Origin of the sequence: Vulcanococcus sp. Clear-D1, assembly GCF_014654725.1 — a bacterium.
Classification (GTDB): Bacteria; Cyanobacteriota; Cyanobacteriia; order PCC-6307; family Cyanobiaceae; genus Vulcanococcus.
Map to the genome: position 1 here is coordinate 29,956 of NZ_JACVZV010000037.1, position 16,131 is coordinate 46,086.

The 16,131-nt window shown below is 66.3% G+C and carries 17 protein-coding genes; 8 read left to right on the forward strand and 9 right to left on the reverse strand.

Annotated elements, in window-relative coordinates:
- Positions 1-28: 28 nt before the first annotated feature.
- Positions 29-1,240 carry a site-specific integrase gene (locus H9532_RS14105; RefSeq protein WP_296369650.1) on the forward strand — a complete coding sequence of 404 codons (1,212 nt, stop codon included), beginning with the start codon at positions 29-31 and terminating at the stop codon, positions 1,238-1,240.
- A gap of 113 nt (positions 1,241-1,353) precedes the next feature.
- On the forward strand, positions 1,354-1,977 hold the full coding sequence (gene cobO / locus H9532_RS14110; RefSeq protein WP_296369881.1) for a cob(I)yrinic acid a,c-diamide adenosyltransferase: 624 nt from the start codon (positions 1,354-1,356) through the stop codon (positions 1,975-1,977).
- A gap of 224 nt (positions 1,978-2,201) precedes the next feature.
- On the opposite strand, the gene H9532_RS14115 is transcribed toward cobO, so the two are convergent.
- Entirely contained in the window at positions 2,202-2,414 is a 213-nt protein-coding gene (locus H9532_RS14115; protein WP_296369653.1) for a hypothetical protein, read from the reverse strand.
- A gap of 100 nt (positions 2,415-2,514) precedes the next feature.
- On the opposite strand from H9532_RS14115, the gene pyrH reads away from it, so the two are divergent.
- The 3 genes from pyrH to H9532_RS14130 are packed head-to-tail and all read left to right on the forward strand — an operon-like array spanning position 2,515 to position 4,953.
- Positions 2,515-3,228 (forward strand): UMP kinase, encoded by a 714-nt coding sequence (gene pyrH / locus H9532_RS14120; RefSeq protein WP_296369655.1) that lies wholly within the window; start codon positions 2,515-2,517, stop codon positions 3,226-3,228.
- Positions 3,229-3,265: 37 nt separating this feature from the next.
- Positions 3,266-3,805 (forward strand): ribosome recycling factor, encoded by a 540-nt coding sequence (frr, locus tag H9532_RS14125; RefSeq protein ID WP_296369657.1) that lies wholly within the window; start codon positions 3,266-3,268, stop codon positions 3,803-3,805.
- Positions 3,806-3,816: 11 nt separating this feature from the next.
- The gene (locus tag H9532_RS14130) at positions 3,817-4,953 is read left to right on the forward strand and encodes an NAD(P)/FAD-dependent oxidoreductase (protein ID WP_296369659.1); all 1,137 of its coding nucleotides are present in this window, start codon (positions 3,817-3,819) and stop codon (positions 4,951-4,953) included.
- On the opposite strand, the gene H9532_RS14135 is transcribed toward H9532_RS14130, so the two are convergent.
- From H9532_RS14135 to H9532_RS14155, 5 genes are all read right to left on the reverse strand, one after another.
- Positions 4,950-5,330 carry a Crp/Fnr family transcriptional regulator gene (locus H9532_RS14135; protein ID WP_296369661.1) on the reverse strand — a complete coding sequence of 127 codons (381 nt, stop codon included), beginning with the start codon at positions 5,328-5,330 and terminating at the stop codon, positions 4,950-4,952. The genes H9532_RS14130 and H9532_RS14135 overlap by 4 nt on opposite strands.
- Positions 5,331-5,371: 41 nt before the next feature.
- On the reverse strand, positions 5,372-6,544 hold the full coding sequence (locus tag H9532_RS14140; protein WP_296369663.1) for a transaldolase: 1,173 nt from the start codon (positions 6,542-6,544) through the stop codon (positions 5,372-5,374).
- A gap of 88 nt (positions 6,545-6,632) precedes the next feature.
- Positions 6,633-8,435 carry a penicillin-binding protein 2 gene (locus tag H9532_RS14145; RefSeq protein ID WP_296369665.1) on the reverse strand — a complete coding sequence of 601 codons (1,803 nt, stop codon included), beginning with the start codon at positions 8,433-8,435 and terminating at the stop codon, positions 6,633-6,635.
- Positions 8,435-8,881: a hypothetical protein gene (locus H9532_RS14150; RefSeq protein ID WP_296369666.1), complete on the reverse strand. Its 447-nt coding sequence runs from the start codon at positions 8,879-8,881 to the stop codon at positions 8,435-8,437. Before H9532_RS14150 ends, H9532_RS14145 begins: the two co-directional genes overlap by 1 nt.
- Positions 8,882-8,969: 88 nt before the next feature.
- Positions 8,970-10,373 (reverse strand): CPBP family intramembrane glutamic endopeptidase, encoded by a 1,404-nt coding sequence (locus H9532_RS14155; protein WP_296369669.1) that lies wholly within the window; start codon positions 10,371-10,373, stop codon positions 8,970-8,972.
- A gap of 139 nt (positions 10,374-10,512) precedes the next feature.
- Here H9532_RS14155 and H9532_RS14160 point away from each other — a divergent pair, with 139 nt between their 5' ends.
- Both H9532_RS14160 and H9532_RS14165 read left to right on the forward strand, forming a co-directional pair.
- On the forward strand, positions 10,513-11,865 hold the full coding sequence (locus tag H9532_RS14160) for a histidine phosphatase family protein (RefSeq protein WP_296369671.1): 1,353 nt from the start codon (positions 10,513-10,515) through the stop codon (positions 11,863-11,865).
- Positions 11,862-13,160, forward strand: a complete 1,299-nt coding sequence (locus H9532_RS14165; RefSeq protein WP_296369673.1) for a dihydroorotase — start codon at positions 11,862-11,864, stop codon at positions 13,158-13,160. Before H9532_RS14160 ends, H9532_RS14165 begins: the two co-directional genes overlap by 4 nt.
- Here H9532_RS14165 and lepB read toward each other — a convergent pair.
- Entirely contained in the window at positions 13,120-13,869 is a 750-nt protein-coding gene (gene lepB / locus H9532_RS14170) for a signal peptidase I (RefSeq protein ID WP_296369675.1), read from the reverse strand. The two genes, H9532_RS14165 and lepB, sit on opposite strands and share 41 nt — an antisense overlap.
- Positions 13,870-13,931: 62 nt before the next feature.
- Between lepB and H9532_RS14175 the strand changes: the two genes are divergently transcribed.
- Positions 13,932-15,413 (forward strand): hypothetical protein, encoded by a 1,482-nt coding sequence (locus H9532_RS14175; protein ID WP_296369677.1) that lies wholly within the window; start codon positions 13,932-13,934, stop codon positions 15,411-15,413.
- Here H9532_RS14175 and H9532_RS14180 read toward each other — a convergent pair.
- Both H9532_RS14180 and H9532_RS14185 read right to left on the reverse strand, forming a co-directional pair.
- Positions 15,376-15,750, reverse strand: a complete 375-nt coding sequence (locus tag H9532_RS14180) for a Spx/MgsR family RNA polymerase-binding regulatory protein (RefSeq protein ID WP_296369679.1) — start codon at positions 15,748-15,750, stop codon at positions 15,376-15,378. The two genes, H9532_RS14175 and H9532_RS14180, sit on opposite strands and share 38 nt — an antisense overlap.
- Positions 15,747-16,106 carry a 2Fe-2S iron-sulfur cluster-binding protein gene (locus H9532_RS14185; RefSeq protein ID WP_296369682.1) on the reverse strand — a complete coding sequence of 120 codons (360 nt, stop codon included), beginning with the start codon at positions 16,104-16,106 and terminating at the stop codon, positions 15,747-15,749. Before H9532_RS14185 ends, H9532_RS14180 begins: the two co-directional genes overlap by 4 nt.
- Positions 16,107-16,131 lie beyond the last annotated feature (25 nt).

Consider the following 16,131-nt stretch of genomic DNA (forward strand, 5'->3'; position numbering starts at 1 on the left):
GCGCGGCGGTCTCGATAGGGTCCGCGCCATGACGGCCGCCGCCTCACCGCCCCATCCCCTCGACGGGCCGATCCGCGAGCACAACGCCCAGCTGGCTGCCAGCGGCGTGAGCCTGCGGCTGGAGCGGCGCGGGCAGCGCATCTCCCTGCGGGGGCCGCTGCCCTGCCGCCAGGGAAGCGGCCAGCTGCGGGTGCAGCGCATCAGCTTGGGTGTGCCTGCCGATCCGGCCGGGCTGGAGCAAGCCCGCCAGGCGCTGCGCCGGGTGGTGCAGCAGCTTCAGCAGCAGAGCTTTGCCTGGAGCCATTGGTGTGTGGCGCCTGCAGCCTCAGCCCGCTCGAGCGCAGCCCAAGCGGTGTCAGCTGCCACGGGCATCGATGCCACCGCTGCTGTGGAGCGGTTTGAGCAGCAGTTCTTCGGCGATCCCCGCCGGCGCCGCAATCCCGCCGGCAGCCGCACCACGTGGACCAGCGCCTATCTGCCCTATCTGCGCCGGTTGCAGGAGCAGGCTGCGAGTCGGGAGCTCCCCTTAAGCGAAGACTTACTCCTGGCCGTGCTGGAGAGCTACCCGCTGGCCAGCCGGGGCCGTCAGCAGTGCGGCACCGCCCTGGCCGCTCTGGCCCGCGAGGAACAGATTCCGTTGCCGCCGGATTGGGCCGATCGCGCCGGTGGTTACGGTCTGCATGCGGCCCAGTTCCGCCAGCTCCCAAGCGATCACCAGATTCTGGAGTGGATCGAGCAGATCCCGAACCCCGGTTGGCGGTTGGCCTATGGCCTGATGGCCACCTACGGGTTGCGCAATCACGAGGTGTTTTTCACCGATCTTTCCGCCCTGGCCCCAGGCGGCGATCGCGTGATCCGGGTGCTGCCCACCAGCAAAACCGGCGAGCACCAGGTGTGGCCGTTCCAGCCCGAATGGGTGGAGCGCTTCGAGCTCCCGCGCCTCGGTGAAGCCCGCAGCCTGTTGCCGCCGGTGTGCACCGACCTGCGCCGCACCACCCTCCAGCAGGTGGGTCGCCGCGTGGCTGAACAGTTTCGCCGCTACGACCTGCCCCTCACCCCCTACGACCTGCGCCATGCCTGGGCGGTGCGCACCATTCACATCGGCCTGCCCGACACGGTGGCGGCCCGGATGATGGGCCACTCCGTGGCGATCCACACCCGCACCTACCACCACTGGATCACCCGGCGCGACCAGCAGCAGGCCGTGGACACAGCCTTGGCCCGCGCCCGGGCCGCCTGAACCCGCCGTCTGTTGCCAGAGTGCTGCCGTTCATTCGCTGCAGCACCGTGCCCCCTGAGCAGCCCGATCACGCCGCGGAGTCCACGCTGGATCAGGCTGCGGCCGAGCTGGGAATGGGTGGCGATCTGGCACCGGAAGCCAGCGCCGATGCCTATCGCCGCCGCATGGCCCGCCGCAAGGAGGTGCAGCAGCAGCGGGTGGGGGAGCGCAACCTCGAGAAGGGGCTGGTGCTGGTGTTCACCGGCGATGGAAAAGGCAAAACCACCGCAGCCCTTGGTCTGGTGCTCCGCACCCTCGGTCACGGCGAGCAGGTGGCGGTGGTGCAGTTCATCAAAGGTGGCTGGCAGCCGGGTGAGGCCAAGGCGCTGGAGCTGTTCGGCGAGGCTCTGCACTGGCATGCCCTCGGTGAGGGCTTCACCTGGGAAACCCAGGACCGTGAGCGTGACCGCGAGCTGGTGCAGCAGGCCTGGCAGCGTTCCCTCGATTACCTCGCTGCCTCCGATCGCAAGCTTGTGGTGCTGGATGAAGTGAATGTGGCGCTCAAGCTCGGCTACCTCCAGCTCGAGCAGGTGCTCGAGGGCCTGGCCCTGCGCCCGCCGCTCACCCACGTGGCCCTCACTGGCCGCGGTGCCCCAGCGGGCCTGCTGGAGCGCGCTGATCTGGTGACCGAGATGAAATTGCTGCGCCATCCCTTCCGCGAGCAGGGCGTGAAGGCCCAGGCCGGTATCGAGTTCTGAAGGCCCGCGGCTTCGGAACCCAGGGCGTCTTGCGAAGGCTGGCGTCGCCGAGGATCGCGCCCATTGGGGTGCCGAGCACCTAGCGGGGATGCCGACGCCAAGACCCCTTGGTTCTGTACACGCTGTACAAAACCTTGGGTGCTCATGAATGGATTCGGGGTTTGAGTTGCGCAGGTCGGCTGGGTTGTCGGCGCCAAGTGAGGCCAGCCTGAGCCAGCCAGCGATCAAGCGCCGTGCTGCTCTTGAAGGAGCGCCAGGCTGCTGAGCAACACCGACAGGCCACTCACCAGCAAGGCCCGGTGCACCATCGGTTCGCGCCAGCCGCCCGGTTCCGCCACCAGCTGTTCCACCGCCGAGAGGGTGAGGCGTGCCATCACGCCGGAGTGGCGCGGCGGCTGGGCCTCGGGCTGGGAATGGGGTCGTGAAGCGCCTGCCATCACCGCTGAGCCGTTGCCCCATCGAAGCGCCAGCGGCCTGGCTCGGCAAGGGATCTCACGCTTGCTACTGTTCGGCCAACTGACGTGCAAGCGCGAACGGATGGCCTATCAGCGCGTGTTGCTCAAGCTCAGTGGCGAAGCCCTGATGGGCGAGCAGGGCTACGGCATCGATCCGGCCATCGTGAATGCCATCGCCAAGGATGTGGCGGCGGTGGTTGCCGATGGCACCCAGCTGGCCATCGTGGTGGGTGGCGGCAATATCTTCCGCGGCCTTAAGGGTTCCGCGGCTGGCATGGATCGCGCCACGGCCGACTACGTGGGCATGCTCGCCACGGTGATGAACGCCATCACCCTCCAAGACGGCCTCGAGCGGGCCGGCATCCCCACCCGGGTGCAGAGCGCTATTTCGATGCAGGAGGTGGCGGAGCCGTACATCCGCCGTAAGGCCATTCGCCACATGGAAAAGGGGCGGGTGGTGATTTTCGCCGCCGGCACCGGGAACCCCTTCTTCACCACCGACACCACCGCTGCCCTGCGCGCCGCCGAGATCGGCGCCGATGTGGTGTTCAAGGCCACCAAGGTGGATGGCGTTTACGACAAGGACCCCAACAAGCACGCCGATGCCGTGCGTTACGAGAGCCTCTCGTTCCTTGATGTGCTCAGCGGTGAGCTCGAGGTGATGGACAGCACCGCCATCGCCCTCTGCAAGGACAACGCCATCCCCATCGTGGTGTTTGATCTGTTCGGCGCCGGCAACATCGGCCGGGCGGTGCGTGGTGAGCCGATCGGCACCAGCATCCTTCCTTCGGCCTGAGCCCTCTTCTCTCCGTCAGCTCCCACCGTTAGCTCCCATGGAACTCGAAGCCAGCATGCGCAAGTCGGTGGATTCCACCCAGCGCACCTTCAACACCATCCGCACCGGCCGGGCCAACGCCTCCCTGCTCGACAAGATCCAGGTGGAGTACTACGGCGCTGACACGCCGCTGAAGTCGCTGGCCACGATCAGCACGCCCGATTCCTCCACGATCCAGCTGCAGCCGTTTGACGGCGGATCCCTCGGCTTGATCGAGAAGGCGATCTCGATGAGCGATCTGGGCCTCACCTGCAACAACGACGGCAAGGTGATCCGGATCAACATCCCGCCCCTCACCGAAGATCGCCGGAAGGATCTCTGCAAGCTCGCCGCGAAGTACGCCGAAGAGGGCAAGGTGGCGCTGCGCAACATTCGCCGCGATGCCATCGACAAGGTGAAGAAGCAAGAGAAAGAGGGTGAGTTCTCCGAAGATCAGAGCCGCGACGAACAAGAGAAGGTGCAAAAGCTCACCGATAAGTTCATCGCTGAGATCGAGAAGCTGCTGGCTGAGAAGGAAGCCGACATCCTCAAAGTGTGAGCTCAGCTCACATGCATGACGTGATCGTGGTCGGTGCTGGCGCCGCTGGTGCTGCCTCGGCTTATCACTTGGCGGCACGGGGCCATCGGGTGCTGATCCTGGAGGCCCAATCCATGCCCCGCCGCAAACCCTGTGGTGGTGGGATGGCGGCGTCTGTTCAGCGCTGGTTTCCGTTCGATCTCAGCCCGGCGGTGGATCAGGTGATCGAGCAGGTGCGCTTCACCTGGTGCCTCGATGATCCGGTGACAGCCGTGCTGCCTGGCGACTCTCCATTCTGGATCGTGCAGCGATCACGCCTCGATCAGTTCATTGCTGAGCAAGCCGTGGCTGCCGGTGCCGAGCTGGTCGATGCCGCCTCGGTGGAGACGATGGAACGAGACGGCGATGGTTGGACGGTGACGGCAGGCGGCCATCGCTACTGCAGTCGTGCCGTGGTGGTGGCCGATGGCTCCAAGTCCCGCTTCGCTAGCCAACTTGCTCTGGGCAACCCCAAACCCCGTTTTGCCAGCGCCGTGGCGGTGGAGGTGGAGGCTGCGGTGTCTGAGCCCAACACCGCCCGCTTTGAATTCGGACTGGTGAAGCACGGCTTCTGCTGGGCTTTCCCTCGGCAGGGTGGCTACAGCATTGGCGTGGGCAGCTTCATCGGCAACACGGATGTTGATGCTGATGCCGTGCTCGCTCAGCTATTGCCGAGCCTCGGCCTGGCCACCGACGCCGGCGAACGGATCCAATCGCCGCTACGGGTGTGGGATGGCCACTATCCCCTGCACAACACGGCCGGTGCCGTGGCAGTGGGTGATGCTGCTTCCCTTTGCGATCCCTTCCTGGCGGAGGGGCTGAGGCCAGCCCTGCTCAGCGGTCTGCGCAGCGCCGAAGCCCTTGATCGCTACCTCGCGGCCGATGACACACGCCAGGCCGGGGAGGCCCTGGCGGGCTACAGCCTGGCGATGCGGCAGCAATGGGGGGAGTCGATGGCCTGGGGACGGCGCATCGCTCAGGTGTTTTACCGCGTGCCCAAGGTGGGCTATCAGATCGGGATCAAGCGGCCGACAGCTCCCCAGCGCATCGCCCAGATCCTCTCCGGAGAGATGGGCTACGGCGACATTGCCCAGCGCGTGATCAAGCGGCTGTTGTTCCAGCGGGGTTAGCTGAATTTGGTGCAGTCTTTGAGCTGCCGCAGGCGCTTGTCGATCGAGCCGAGGAGTTCGATCGCAAACATCGGCGATTCCTGAACGGCGAACAGGAACTTCTCGCGGTTCATCACCAGCACCTTGCAATCGCTGAGAGCCTTCGCGTTGCCGTAGCGCCGGTGTTCCGGGGTCACCAGGGCGCCGGCTCCGAACACATCACCAGCCTGAATGATCTCCTGGCCGCCGTCATCATTCCAGCTCAGTTCGACGCTGCCTTCGAGTACGCCGAACATGCAGTCGCCGGTTTCTCCCGAGCTGAAGATTGGCTCACCGGCCGGTACGTCCAGCACCTCGCCCTGGCTGGCCAGGGCGCGCATGGTGTCGAGAGCGTTCAACGCAGGCAAACGAACAGTGCCCCCAGTGTGGGGCAGGCAGGTTAAGAACCGCTGATGGCCAGAGCTGCTCCTAGGCCACCGCGCACATCGGCCGGCAGTAGACGGCCGTCGTGGTCGGTGTCGAGCGCATCAAACACCGCATCGCTGCCCAGCCACTCCTCACGGGTGATGCAGCCGTCGCCATCGAGATCATTGAGCAGGAAGATCTCCTGGGCGGCGTGCTGGAAGGCACTGGCGCCCTCGAGTTCGCCGAGGCGATGGGCCAGCTGAGCCTCGAGGGTTTCGATGGCGCGCGTGAAGCCGGTGATGCCCTCCTGCAGCTTCTCCGTGGCCATCGGATCCTTGTGCATCATCACTTCGAAGCCCTCACGATCCAGATGCAGTTGCTCATCGGTGGGGGCCGGATTGAAGGCGTTGAGCTTGCGGATCAGCTCTCCATCGGTGTTGCGGAGCTGATCGAGCAGCTTCGGTGAGATGGTGAGCAGGTCGCAGCCGGCCAGTTCGATGATCTCGTCGATGTTGCGGAAACTGGCCCCCATCACCTCGGTTTTGTAGCCGTAGGTTTTGAAGTAGTTGAAGATCTGGGTCACCGACACCACGCCCGGATCCTCGGGGCCGGGGTAGCTCTCGCGCCCGGTGCTCTTCTTGTACCAGTCGAGGATGCGCCCCACGAAGGGTGAGATCAGCGTGACGCCTGCTTCAGCGGCTGCAACCGCCTGGGCGAAGCTGAACAGCAGGGTGAGGTTGCAGTGGATGCCTTCCTTCTCGAGCACCTCAGCCGCCTTGATTCCCTCCCAGGTGGAGGCGATCTTGATCAACACCCGCTCGCGGCCGATGCCGGCCTGGCGGTAGAGGCCGATCAGCTTGCGGGCTTTGGTGATCGTGGCTTCGGTATCGAAACTGAGGCGTGCATCCACCTCGGTGGACACGCGGCCCGGAACGATCTTGAGGATCTCGGTGCCGAAGGTGACGCAGATTTCATCGAGTGCCTCGCGCACCACCTCTTCGGCTGGAGCTGCGCTGCCGCACACCTCCCGGGATTCCTGCAGGGAGCGATCGATCAGGTTTTGATAGGCCGGGATCTGCGCTGCCGCCAGGATCAAGGAGGGGTTTGTGGTGGCGTCCCTCGGCGTGAACTGGCGGATGGCGTTGATGTCACCGGTGTCGGCGACCACAACGGTCATGGCGGCCAGTTGATCGAGCAGGTTGGCCATGCAGGGCCCCGTGAGATGCGCTCAAACTAGCCAGCGGATTGGCGAAGAACCGCCTCTGTCATCAAGCGGTTACCCGGCCGCCAGACCCTCAGCCTGCCACTGGCTTGCTCGGTGGGATCTTCTCGATCACGAGAAGCGATTCAATGATCTGGCGTGCCACGGGGACCGCCACGGTGGATCCGTAGGCATTGCCTCCCTTGGGCTCGTCGACCACCACCAGCACCACGTAGCGCGGATCATTGATCGGTAGGTGCGCCACAAAGCTGGTGATGCGAGCCCCAGGGATGTAGACGCCGTTTTCGGCTTTTTGGGCGGTGCCCGTTTTGCCGCCGATGCGGTGGCCGGGGATGTAGGTGCCCTTGCCACTGCCCTTCTCCACCACGGTTTCCATCCAGTTGAGAACCGTCTGGGCAATTTCCGGCCGGATCAGTTGCAGCCCGGTGGAGGGCGGTGCGGCGGCCAGGTCGTCGCCCGAGCGCAGGCCACGGGTGATGTGGGGGCTCACCAGCTTGCCGCCGTTGGAGAGCATCGCGTGCAGCTGCAGCAGCTTCAGCGGCGTGAGATTGAAGCCCTGACCAAAGGCGGCGGTGGCGGGCTCGATCGGCTGGGTGCGGAAGGTTTCTAGGCTTTTGAGCTGGCCGGCAACGGCACCGGGCAGATCGGTATCGGGTTTGGTATCGATGCCGAGGGCGTGCAGCCAATTCCAGAACTTGGCGGGCTTCACCCGCTGCATCGCCTTCACCATTGCCACATTGCTCGACACCTGCAGCACCGTGGGGAAATCGATGACCCCGTTGCCTTTGCGGTCGTGGTTGAAGATCGGCCAGCCGCCGATGGTGAGTTGACCGTTGTCATTCACCTTGCCGGCTGGATCGATGGCGTTTTCCTGCAGCGCGATCGCCAGATTGATCGGCTTGAAGGTTGATCCCGGTTCATAGAGATCCTGCACCGACCACTCGCGGAACAGCCCGGGCTTGTATTTCCAGAACTGATTGGGGTCGTAGGTGGGGGTGGAGGCCAGGGCGAGCAGTTCGCCGTTGCGCACATCCATCACCAGCGCCACACCGCGTTTGGCGTTCCACTGCTTCACCTGTTTGCTCAGCGCCATCTGCGCCACCTGCTGCAGGCGCGCATCGAGGGTGAGCTGTAGACGCAGATCGTCGCCGTAGAGCACGCCGGCCTTGAGCCCATCGGGCAGTGGGGTGCCATCGGCTCCGCGGCGGAGCTGGCGGGTGGCTTCGTGGCGGCGTAGGTCGCTGTTGCGGCTCTGCTCCAAACCCGCCTGCGGCACCCGCTCCAGGTTGAGGAACCCCACCACGTTCGCGAACAGGTTGCCCTGCGGGTAAACCCGCTGCGGGTAGGGCTCTAGATCGATGCCGCTGATCCCCAGTTCGCGTACCCGCTGGGCGGTTTCTGGATCGAGATCGCTAGTGAGCTTTACCCCCGATTTGCGGCCTTCCATGGCCCGCACCAGATCGGCCATGGGCAGGGCCAACACGCTGGAGAGCTTGCGGGCCACATCCAATGGGCTGCGCAGCTTGCCGATGTCATCGCCGGGGAAGGCGAAGTAGCGGGGGTGCGCCCACAGGGTGAAGCGCTCCTCATCAAGGGCCACCAAGCTGCCCTGGCGATCCACGATCGTGCGGCGCCGGCCCAGAGGCGTGATCGTTTGGGTTTGCACCGCGCGGGCGCGATCGAGCAGCTCAGGGCCTTGCAACACCTGAACCCAGGCCAGCCTCAGGGCTAGGCCACTCAGGCCAGCCGCCATCAGCAGATACACCGCCCACAGACGAGCTGCAGGCACCGGGCTCAGGGTCAACACGCGCCGCTGGCGCCCACCGCCGCTGCTGCGGGGGACCGGCCGCCGGCTTTCGAGGCGGTGAACCGCCATCAGTATCCCGGCAGGATCTGACGGGGATTCACCTGGGCCAGTAGGGCGCGTAGGCGGGGCTGCTGAGCTGTGGCCGGAGGCTCGAGATACACGAGTTTCTGGCTGGAGGTGGGTTCAAGCAGGGCAGGTTTGCGGGTCATGCCCAGGTGATGCTGCTCCAGCACAGCGGCAGATTCCTGCAAGCGATGCTCCAGCCGTTGGGCTGCTTCCAGCTTCTGGAAGTTCTGGGTCCACTGCCCCTGCCAATGCAGGGTGAGGCCGCTCAGGCCGAGCACGGCCACCCCCAAGCCCAGCAGGCTGCCATCGGCGATGCGATGCAGGTTGCCGAGCAAGGGGGATTGGCGATCGGCCTTGCGCGACGACAGCGATCCCTGGATCAGTTCCAGGGGCCGAGCGGTGGATCGCCGTTGACCCTCTTGGGTCTGATGCAGTGGGGCGGCGACCACAGGTGCGCGGCAGAACTGCGCAAGTGAACCACGCGCCCGCCCCTCCAGCAAGGGGGCGATCAAGCACTGAGATTCACGGCTCTGTTCGCTACCAGCCCAGCACCACCAGATTGGCGAAGGTGAGGGCATTCCAGAAGCTATGCATCAGCACGCAGCTGCCCAGCCGGCCGCTGCTCCAGCGCACCCAGCCCAGCCCGACCCCCAGCACCAGCAGCGGCAGCAGCTCCCCCAGGCTCAGGTGCGCCACAGCGAACACCGCCGCACTGAGCAGGATGCCGCCGGACGCACCCAGCTTTCGCGCCGCCACCGGCAGCAAGGCGCCGCGGAAGATCGTTTCTTCAAACAGCGGTGCCAGCACGATCGCCGTGAAGCCGAAACAGGCCAGTGCCGGCACGTTGTGGCTGTTGAGCACAAGTTCCAGCAGAGGGTTGCTGCCGCCCGGATCCCCCCAGAGCTGCCCTTGCAGCCAGCCCACCAAGCTCACCAGCGGCAGCACCATCAACAGGCCCTTCAGCCCCTGCCGCAGGTTCAAGGCCAGGGGGCGCCAGCGGAACTGCAGTCCACCCATGGCCCCTTTACCCCCCAGCAACAGCGCCAGGATCAGCAGGGGCCCGGCCATCAGAGCCAGGTAAAGGCTCACCACACTGATGCCCTCGCGTAGGGGGCTGGTCACGGCTAGCTGCAGCAGCAGGCCCGTGAGCAAGGGGCCCACGACCAGCGGTGTGAGCAGCTCCCCGATCACCACGAAACCGCCCGCGATCAGCAGCACAGCATCGAGGCCGCTGAGTTGTGGGCCCTGCAGCGGCGGTGCCTCCGCAGCGCGGCCACGCCAACGCATCCAAAACTCCCGCAGCAATGCGGCGCTGCCCAGCAGCAGCAACAGCACCGGCAGCACACTCACGCTCACGAGCTGCAGCAGCGCCCGCCGGCTGGCACCCCCAGCGCCGCAGTTGGCGCCTGGCGTGAGTGCTTCACAGCTCCACAGCTGCAGCACGCCACCCTGGGGCAGCGCCTCGATCAAGGTTGTCTTCGCCGGCCCGGCTGGCTTGGGCTCTGGGTTGAGCAGAGCCTGGGCCAGGATCGCCTGAGGGCTGCTCCCGGCGGCCAGTTCCGCCAGCAGCGCATCGGAGGCAGGGGTCTGCCCCTGGCGTCGCAGCAGCAGCGCCTGTTCCAGCAGCAGGTCTGGATCGGGGGTTTGGCCTGCTTCCCGCGCGTCGTTGATCTCCTCGGTCAAGGCCTTGCGCAGGGTTTCCACAGGGCTGCGGCCCGCCAGTAGGTCGGGCAGCGGTCCGCTCAGCTGCGGTTCCGCCAGCACGGCCAGCTCCAGCTGGCGGCGGTTGAGGTCGTTGCCGACGGAAGGGCGACTGAGGCTGTCGATCAGACCGTTGAGCCAGAGCAACAGGCTCAGGGCCAGGCTCACCGAGGCCAACGCCACCTTCCAACCCGGCGGTGCCCCGTCCGGTCTGCCGCCGGGCCTGTTGGCTGCTGTCACCCTGCGCCTGCTCCGTGGTGCTGATCAGCGCAGCATCTCATCGTTTCGCTGTGGGCTGAGTTGGGGCTGGCCTGCGTGTGAGCGGGAGCTCGGGCTCAAACCCCACCAAATACGATGGCTTTTGCTCAATCCTGCGCCTGTGTCTCTCCGGATCCTGCTGGTTCGCCATGGGTTGAGCAGCTTCAATCTCGAGCACCGAATCCAGGGCCGCGACGATCTCTCCAGCCTCACCGAGGAGGGCGTGAAGCAAGCCCTGGCCACGGGTGAGGCCCTGCGTGATCTGCCGATCACGGCGGCCTATAGCTCTCCGCTCCGCCGCGCCCACGACACCGCCACTGCTCTACTGGCCGCCCAAGGTGGTGGCCTTGAGCCCTGCCTCGACGACGATCTGCTGGAAGTGGATCTGGCTCCCTGGAGCGGTCTGCTCAGCAGCGAGGTGCAGGAGCGCTTCCCTGAGGCCTATCGCACCTGGAAGCAGCACCCACAGCAGCTGGTGCTGCAGCGGGCCGATGGCAGCAGCTACGCCCCGATCCCTGAGTTGATGGATCAGGCGCGCCGCTTCGTCGATCGTCTGCTGGCTGAGCACAACCCCTCCAGCCCCACCCCTCAGACCGTGTTGGTGGTGGGCCACAACGCCATCCTGCGCTGCACGCTGCTCACCCTGCTGGGTCTGGAGGCCAGCGGGTTCCGCCGCCTGCGGGTCGACAACGCCTCCCTCTCGGTGCTCAACCTCAGCGCCGATGGCGAGGGGGATCTTTCGGTGCAGATCGAATCGCTCAATGGCACCACCCATCTCCACCCCGAGGTGTGCGGCGGACGCCTGCCCTCCAAGGGGTCCGGCCCGCGCCTGCTGCTGGTGCGCCACGGCGAAACCGACTGGAACCGCCAGGGCCGCTTTCAGGGACAGATCGATATCCCGCTCAACGAAAACGGCCGCGCTCAGGCTGCCGCCGCCGGTGACTTCCTGCGCAAGGTGTCGTTCCAGCGGGCTTACACCAGCTCCATGGCCCGGCCGCGCCAAACCGCTGAAGGCATCCTGAGCCACCACCCCGGGGTGCCCCTCGCCAGCGTGCGCGACCTGGTGGAGATCGGTCATGGGGAATGGGAGGGCTGCCTGGAATCGGAAATCTCCGAAGGCTGGGGCGAGCTGCTGGCTGCCTGGAAGCGCGCGCCGGAAACGGTGCAGATGCCCAATGGCGAAACCATCCACGACGTGTGGGACCGTTCGCTGCGCGGATGGAACACCATCGCCGCGAGCTTGCACAGCGATGAAACGGCCCTGGTGGTGGCTCATGACGCCGTGAACAAAACCATCCTTTGCGCCCTGTTGGGGCTTGGGCCCGCCGATATCTGGGCGGTCAAGCAGGGCAATGGAGGCGTCACCGTCATCGATTACCCCCACGGGCCCGATCAAGCGCCGGTGGTGGTGTGTCTGAACCAAACGGCCCATCTTGGGGGTGTTCTGGATCGCACCGCCGCCGGCGCTCTATGACCCGCAACCCCGAGCAGCCGCTGCTGCTGCATCAGGTTCAGCTGCTCGAAGCGGAAGGTGCTGGGCTGCGCCGTTGTGATGTGCTCATCCAGGCGGGGCGGCTCATGGCCATCGGCGGCGATGCTGCAGCTCAGGCCACGGCCTGTGGTGCTCAGGTGCTCGATGCCCAGGCCTGGCTGCTCGCACCGCCCTTGGTGGATCCCCATTCCGAGCTGGAGGATCCGGCCACCGGATCGGCCGAATCCCTGGCCTCCCTGGAGCGTTCGGCCCTGGCGGCCGGCTATGGCACCGTGGCCCTGCTGCCGCGTGCCTCGAGCTGGCGCGATCGGCCCGAGCGCTTGCAGGGTCTGACGCCTCTCGGCCGCTTGCAGCTGCTGCTCTGGGGCAGCTTCAGCCATGGCGCCAGCGGCGCTGATCTGGCGCCCCACGGCGATCAGCTCGCCGCCGGTGCCATCGGCCTGGCTGAGGCGGATCAGATCCCGCCCTTGGCGCTGCTGGAGCGCGGCCTCAGCCTGGGCGAATGCGGCGACGCACCTGTGCTCCTGCTCCCCCGCGACGCCAGCCTCAGCCAGGGCGGCTTCATGCGCGAGGGGGTGGAAGCGTTGCGCGCGGGTTGGCCCACCGATCCCTCCATCAGCGAAACCCTGCCGCTGCAGAACCTGCTGGCCATGGCCCGGCGTCACCCGCAGCGGCGCGTGCAATTGATGAATCTCTCCACGGAAGGCGGCGTTGCGCTGCTGCGGGATCTGCCGGCTGAGCAGCGCCCCGAGGCCACGGTGTGCTGGTGGCATCTGCTGGCCGATAGCGGCAGCCTTGATCCCATTGCGGAGGGCTGGCGGGTGGTGCCACCCCTGGGAACCCCGGCGGATCGCCAGGCCCTTCAGCAGGCTTTGGCCGATGGAGTCCTCACTGCTGTCGCCGTGCACCACCAGGCGCTGGATGCGGAGGAGCAGCTGCTGCCGCTGGATCAGCGCAAGCCCGGGGTAGCGGGCCATCGCTTCGTTTTGCCCTGTTTGTGGCAGGAGCTCGTGCTGAAACGCGGCTGGAGCGCCGAGCAGCTCTGGCGTGCCCTCTGCTTCGCTCCTGCTCGCTTGCTGGGCCTGGCTCCCCCGAGCCTCAGCCTGGGCAGCGATCAATGGGTGGTGTTCGATCCCAGCTGTCGCTGGGAGCCCCGCAACGACAGCTGGGGCCCCCAGGCGGCCAATCAGCCGGCCGCGACAGGCACGCTCACGGGCCAGGTGCTCGCCAGTGGCCTCATCCCGGAGCTGCGGCGCTGGTCGGTTTCGCCGGCTTGAGCGGATCGCTGCTGTTGAGTTCGCCGGCGGTGCCCAGTGGCCAGAACCGCCAGAAAGCCCGGCCGATGATTTCGCGTTCCGGCAGGAAGGCACCACCGGGCCAGAAGCGACCATCCCAGCTGTTGCCGCGGTTGTCGCCCAGCACCAGCACATGGCCGGGGGGAACCGTGGCGTTGAGCGTGCGGCAGGGGCCCATGCCCTGCTCATCCACCGGGCAGTAGTTGCTCACGTAGGGCTCCTTCAGCCGCTGCCCGTTCACCATCACCTCGCCGCGGGGATTGATCACCACCTGATCGCCGGCTACGGCCACCACCCTTTTGATGTAGGCATCACAGGCCGGTTCCTGCAGACCAGGCACCAGGTTCACCAGGGGCAGGTTCACCAGCAGGCACCGCAGCGGGCCGGCCTGATGGCTGGGCTTGAGCACCGGATCGAAATGGTGCGGGGCATGGAACACCACGATCTCGCCGCGTTGGGGTGAACGGCTGCGGTAGCTGAGCTTTTCCACCAGCAGCCGATCCTGGAGCTGCAGCCCCGGCAGCATCGAGCCCGAAGGGATGTAGCGGGCCTCGATCACGGTTTGGCGCACACCCAGGGCGACACCGATGGTGATCAGCACACCCCGCCAGAACACCCAGGGGTTTTCCTGCTGCGCGGCTGGTTGTGGGTCGGGCTGCGGTGCGGTCGCGTCTTGGTCGGGGCTGGACAAGGGCTGGAACTGCCTGCAGCAGGTGCAAGTGAGGCAGATTAGGGCCGTTGGCTCAGCTTCAGATGGTTCGTCCGCGTTGGTTGTCGGCCCAGAGGGTCACGGCCTCGCGGCTCTGGCGCCACTGGGATCGGGCTGTGGCCCTCTGGGCTGGGGTCAACCTGCTGTTGGTGCTGTTCGACATCACCTACATCCCCCTCCGCACCTTCTGGCTGCAGCGCAACCTCACGCCGCTGCCCCAGGTGCCCCTGGTGGTTCCCCTCAGCCTGCTGCCCGATCTCACCCCCCTTTACGACCCTGTCAAGGGAATCGAGCCCCACCGGGAAACGCAGGCCTATCTGCAGGCTTTTCAGCGGCTGGATCAGGCCCTTCTCAACGGTGCCACGCCCGCCCAGAGCGCAGCGCAGCGGCGCCGCCTGGTGGCTCTCACTGAGGCGATGATCAACGAGAACCCGTTTGCAGCCTCCGGCAACAGCGGCACTCTCGAAAAGATCAAGAACCGCCTGCGGCAGCGAGCCGGCAATGATTCGGCTAAGCAGGCGGCCGCCCAACTGCTGGGCGATCCCTGGCTTGTTCAGAGCAGCTGGCAGCAGGAGCGGCGTTTTTGGCAGCAGCAGGTGCTCCCATTGGTGGCCACCAGCTACTGGCGCTCCATCGATGAGAACGGCAGGCCCACCGATCACTTCTGGCGGATCGACCTGCTGCTCTTCCAGAGTGTGTTCGCCCTCGACATCCTGCTGCGCATGTTGCGCATGCGGCGGCGCTTCCCGGGGCTGAGCTGGCGGGATGCGTTGCTGCGTCGTTGGATCGATCTGCCTTTGTTGCTGCCCTTCTGGCGCTGGATGCGGGTTGTTCCCGTGGTGGAGCGCCTGAGCCAGGCCCAGTTGATCAACGTGGAGCCGCTGCGGGCTGCCGTGAGCCGGGCTGTGGTGTCGCTGCTGGCTCTTGAGCTGTTCGAGGTTCTGGCGCTGCAGCTGGTGGATGGCACCCAGTCGTTGATTCGCTCCTCCCAGTGGCCGCGCTGGATCCGCAGCCTCCGCAGCCACCAGAGCGTCAGCGGCGCCGATGAGCAGCAGCTCCTGGATCTGCTGCGCCTCTGGGGGCCGATGGTGTTGGGTCAGGTCACCCCGCGGTTGGCGCCGGAGTTGCAGTCGCTGCTGGGCCATGCCCTGCAGCAGCAGCTGCGGGAGGTTCCCGGTGGCGTGATGGTGCCGGCAGGCGTCAGCCGGCAGCTGGCCGGAGGTGTGGTCGACAGCCTGCTCGACCTCTCCCGCGGCACCGCCCAGCGCCTGGCCCGCAGCGACGATCGTCAGAGCGCCCTGCTGCAACAGGCCATCGATCGCTTCTGGGAGGAGCTGGCGGCGGCCCTCGAGAAGGCCGGCACGCTCGAGCGCAGCCAGGAGCTGCTCTGTGCGCTGCTGCAGCAGCTCAAACTCAACTACCTGGCCCAGATGAACCGGGCGGGCATTGATGCGCTGATGGATGAGCTCGATGAGCTCACCGCCCCCATCAGTGCTGCAGAGCCGCCTGCCACTCCTCCAGCTTGAAACCCAGCAGCGTTGCCCCCTCGGGGGTCAGCGCGAAGGGCCGCTTGATCAATTTGCCATCGGCGGCCAGGGCTGCCAGGGCGGCCTGGTCGTCCATCGCGGCAACGGTGGCACTGCCGAGGGCCCGATAGCTCTGGCCGCTTGTGTTGAACAGGCGCTTGCGGCCGAGGCTCTTGAAGGCCGCGCTCAGTTCGGCGGTAGTGGGCGGCTGCTCGGTGATGTCCAGCAGCTCGACATTGCCGGCCTCCACAGAAAAGCCCTGCTGGGCGAGCCATTGCAGGGCTTTGCGGCAGGTGCCGCATTTGGCGTAGCTGTAGATCCGGAGCCGCGGGCTCACTTGCCGATCAGGCTCTTGAGGGCGCCCATCAGGCTGTTGGACCCGGAACCCGCACCGGCCTGGGGACGGGTGCGCACGGTGACATCGCCGTTGACGCTGGTGCGGCAGCTCAGGCGGTAATTCGCGGGACGATCAGCCAGGTACACCTGCTCCACATCGCTGCGGGGGGAGAGGTTCTGCATGCCTTCCACCACTTCCACAACGCAGGTGCCGCACTGGCCCACGCCACCGCAGTTGTTGAGGTTGTTCAGGCCCTTGTAAGGGTTGATGCCGGCATCGATGGCGGCCTTGCGCAGGTTTGCCCCCTCGATGCATCCGACCTGCTGGCCTTCCTGTTCGAAACGGATGGTGGGCACGGTCGGACGGGGATCTTCGGCGCCG

Excerpts from the sequence above, each read along its gene's own strand:
- H9532_RS14105 (WP_296369650.1), top strand. The coding sequence starts at position 29 with ATGACGGCCGCCGCCTCACCGCCCCATCCCCTCGACGGGCCGATCCGC.
- cobO (WP_296369881.1), top strand. The coding sequence starts at position 1,354 with ATGGGTGGCGATCTGGCACCGGAAGCCAGCGCCGATGCCTATCGCCGC.
- H9532_RS14115 (WP_296369653.1), bottom strand. The coding sequence starts at position 2,414 with ATGGCAGGCGCTTCACGACCCCATTCCCAGCCCGAGGCCCAGCCGCCG.
- pyrH (WP_296369655.1), top strand. The coding sequence starts at position 2,515 with ATGGCCTATCAGCGCGTGTTGCTCAAGCTCAGTGGCGAAGCCCTGATG.
- frr (WP_296369657.1), top strand. The coding sequence starts at position 3,266 with ATGGAACTCGAAGCCAGCATGCGCAAGTCGGTGGATTCCACCCAGCGC.
- H9532_RS14130 (WP_296369659.1), top strand. The coding sequence starts at position 3,817 with ATGCATGACGTGATCGTGGTCGGTGCTGGCGCCGCTGGTGCTGCCTCG.
- H9532_RS14140 (WP_296369663.1), bottom strand. The coding sequence starts at position 6,544 with ATGGCCAACCTGCTCGATCAACTGGCCGCCATGACCGTTGTGGTCGCC.
- H9532_RS14145 (WP_296369665.1), bottom strand. The coding sequence starts at position 8,435 with ATGGCGGTTCACCGCCTCGAAAGCCGGCGGCCGGTCCCCCGCAGCAGC.
- H9532_RS14165 (WP_296369673.1), top strand. The coding sequence starts at position 11,862 with ATGACCCGCAACCCCGAGCAGCCGCTGCTGCTGCATCAGGTTCAGCTG.
- H9532_RS14175 (WP_296369677.1), top strand. The coding sequence starts at position 13,932 with ATGGTTCGTCCGCGTTGGTTGTCGGCCCAGAGGGTCACGGCCTCGCGG.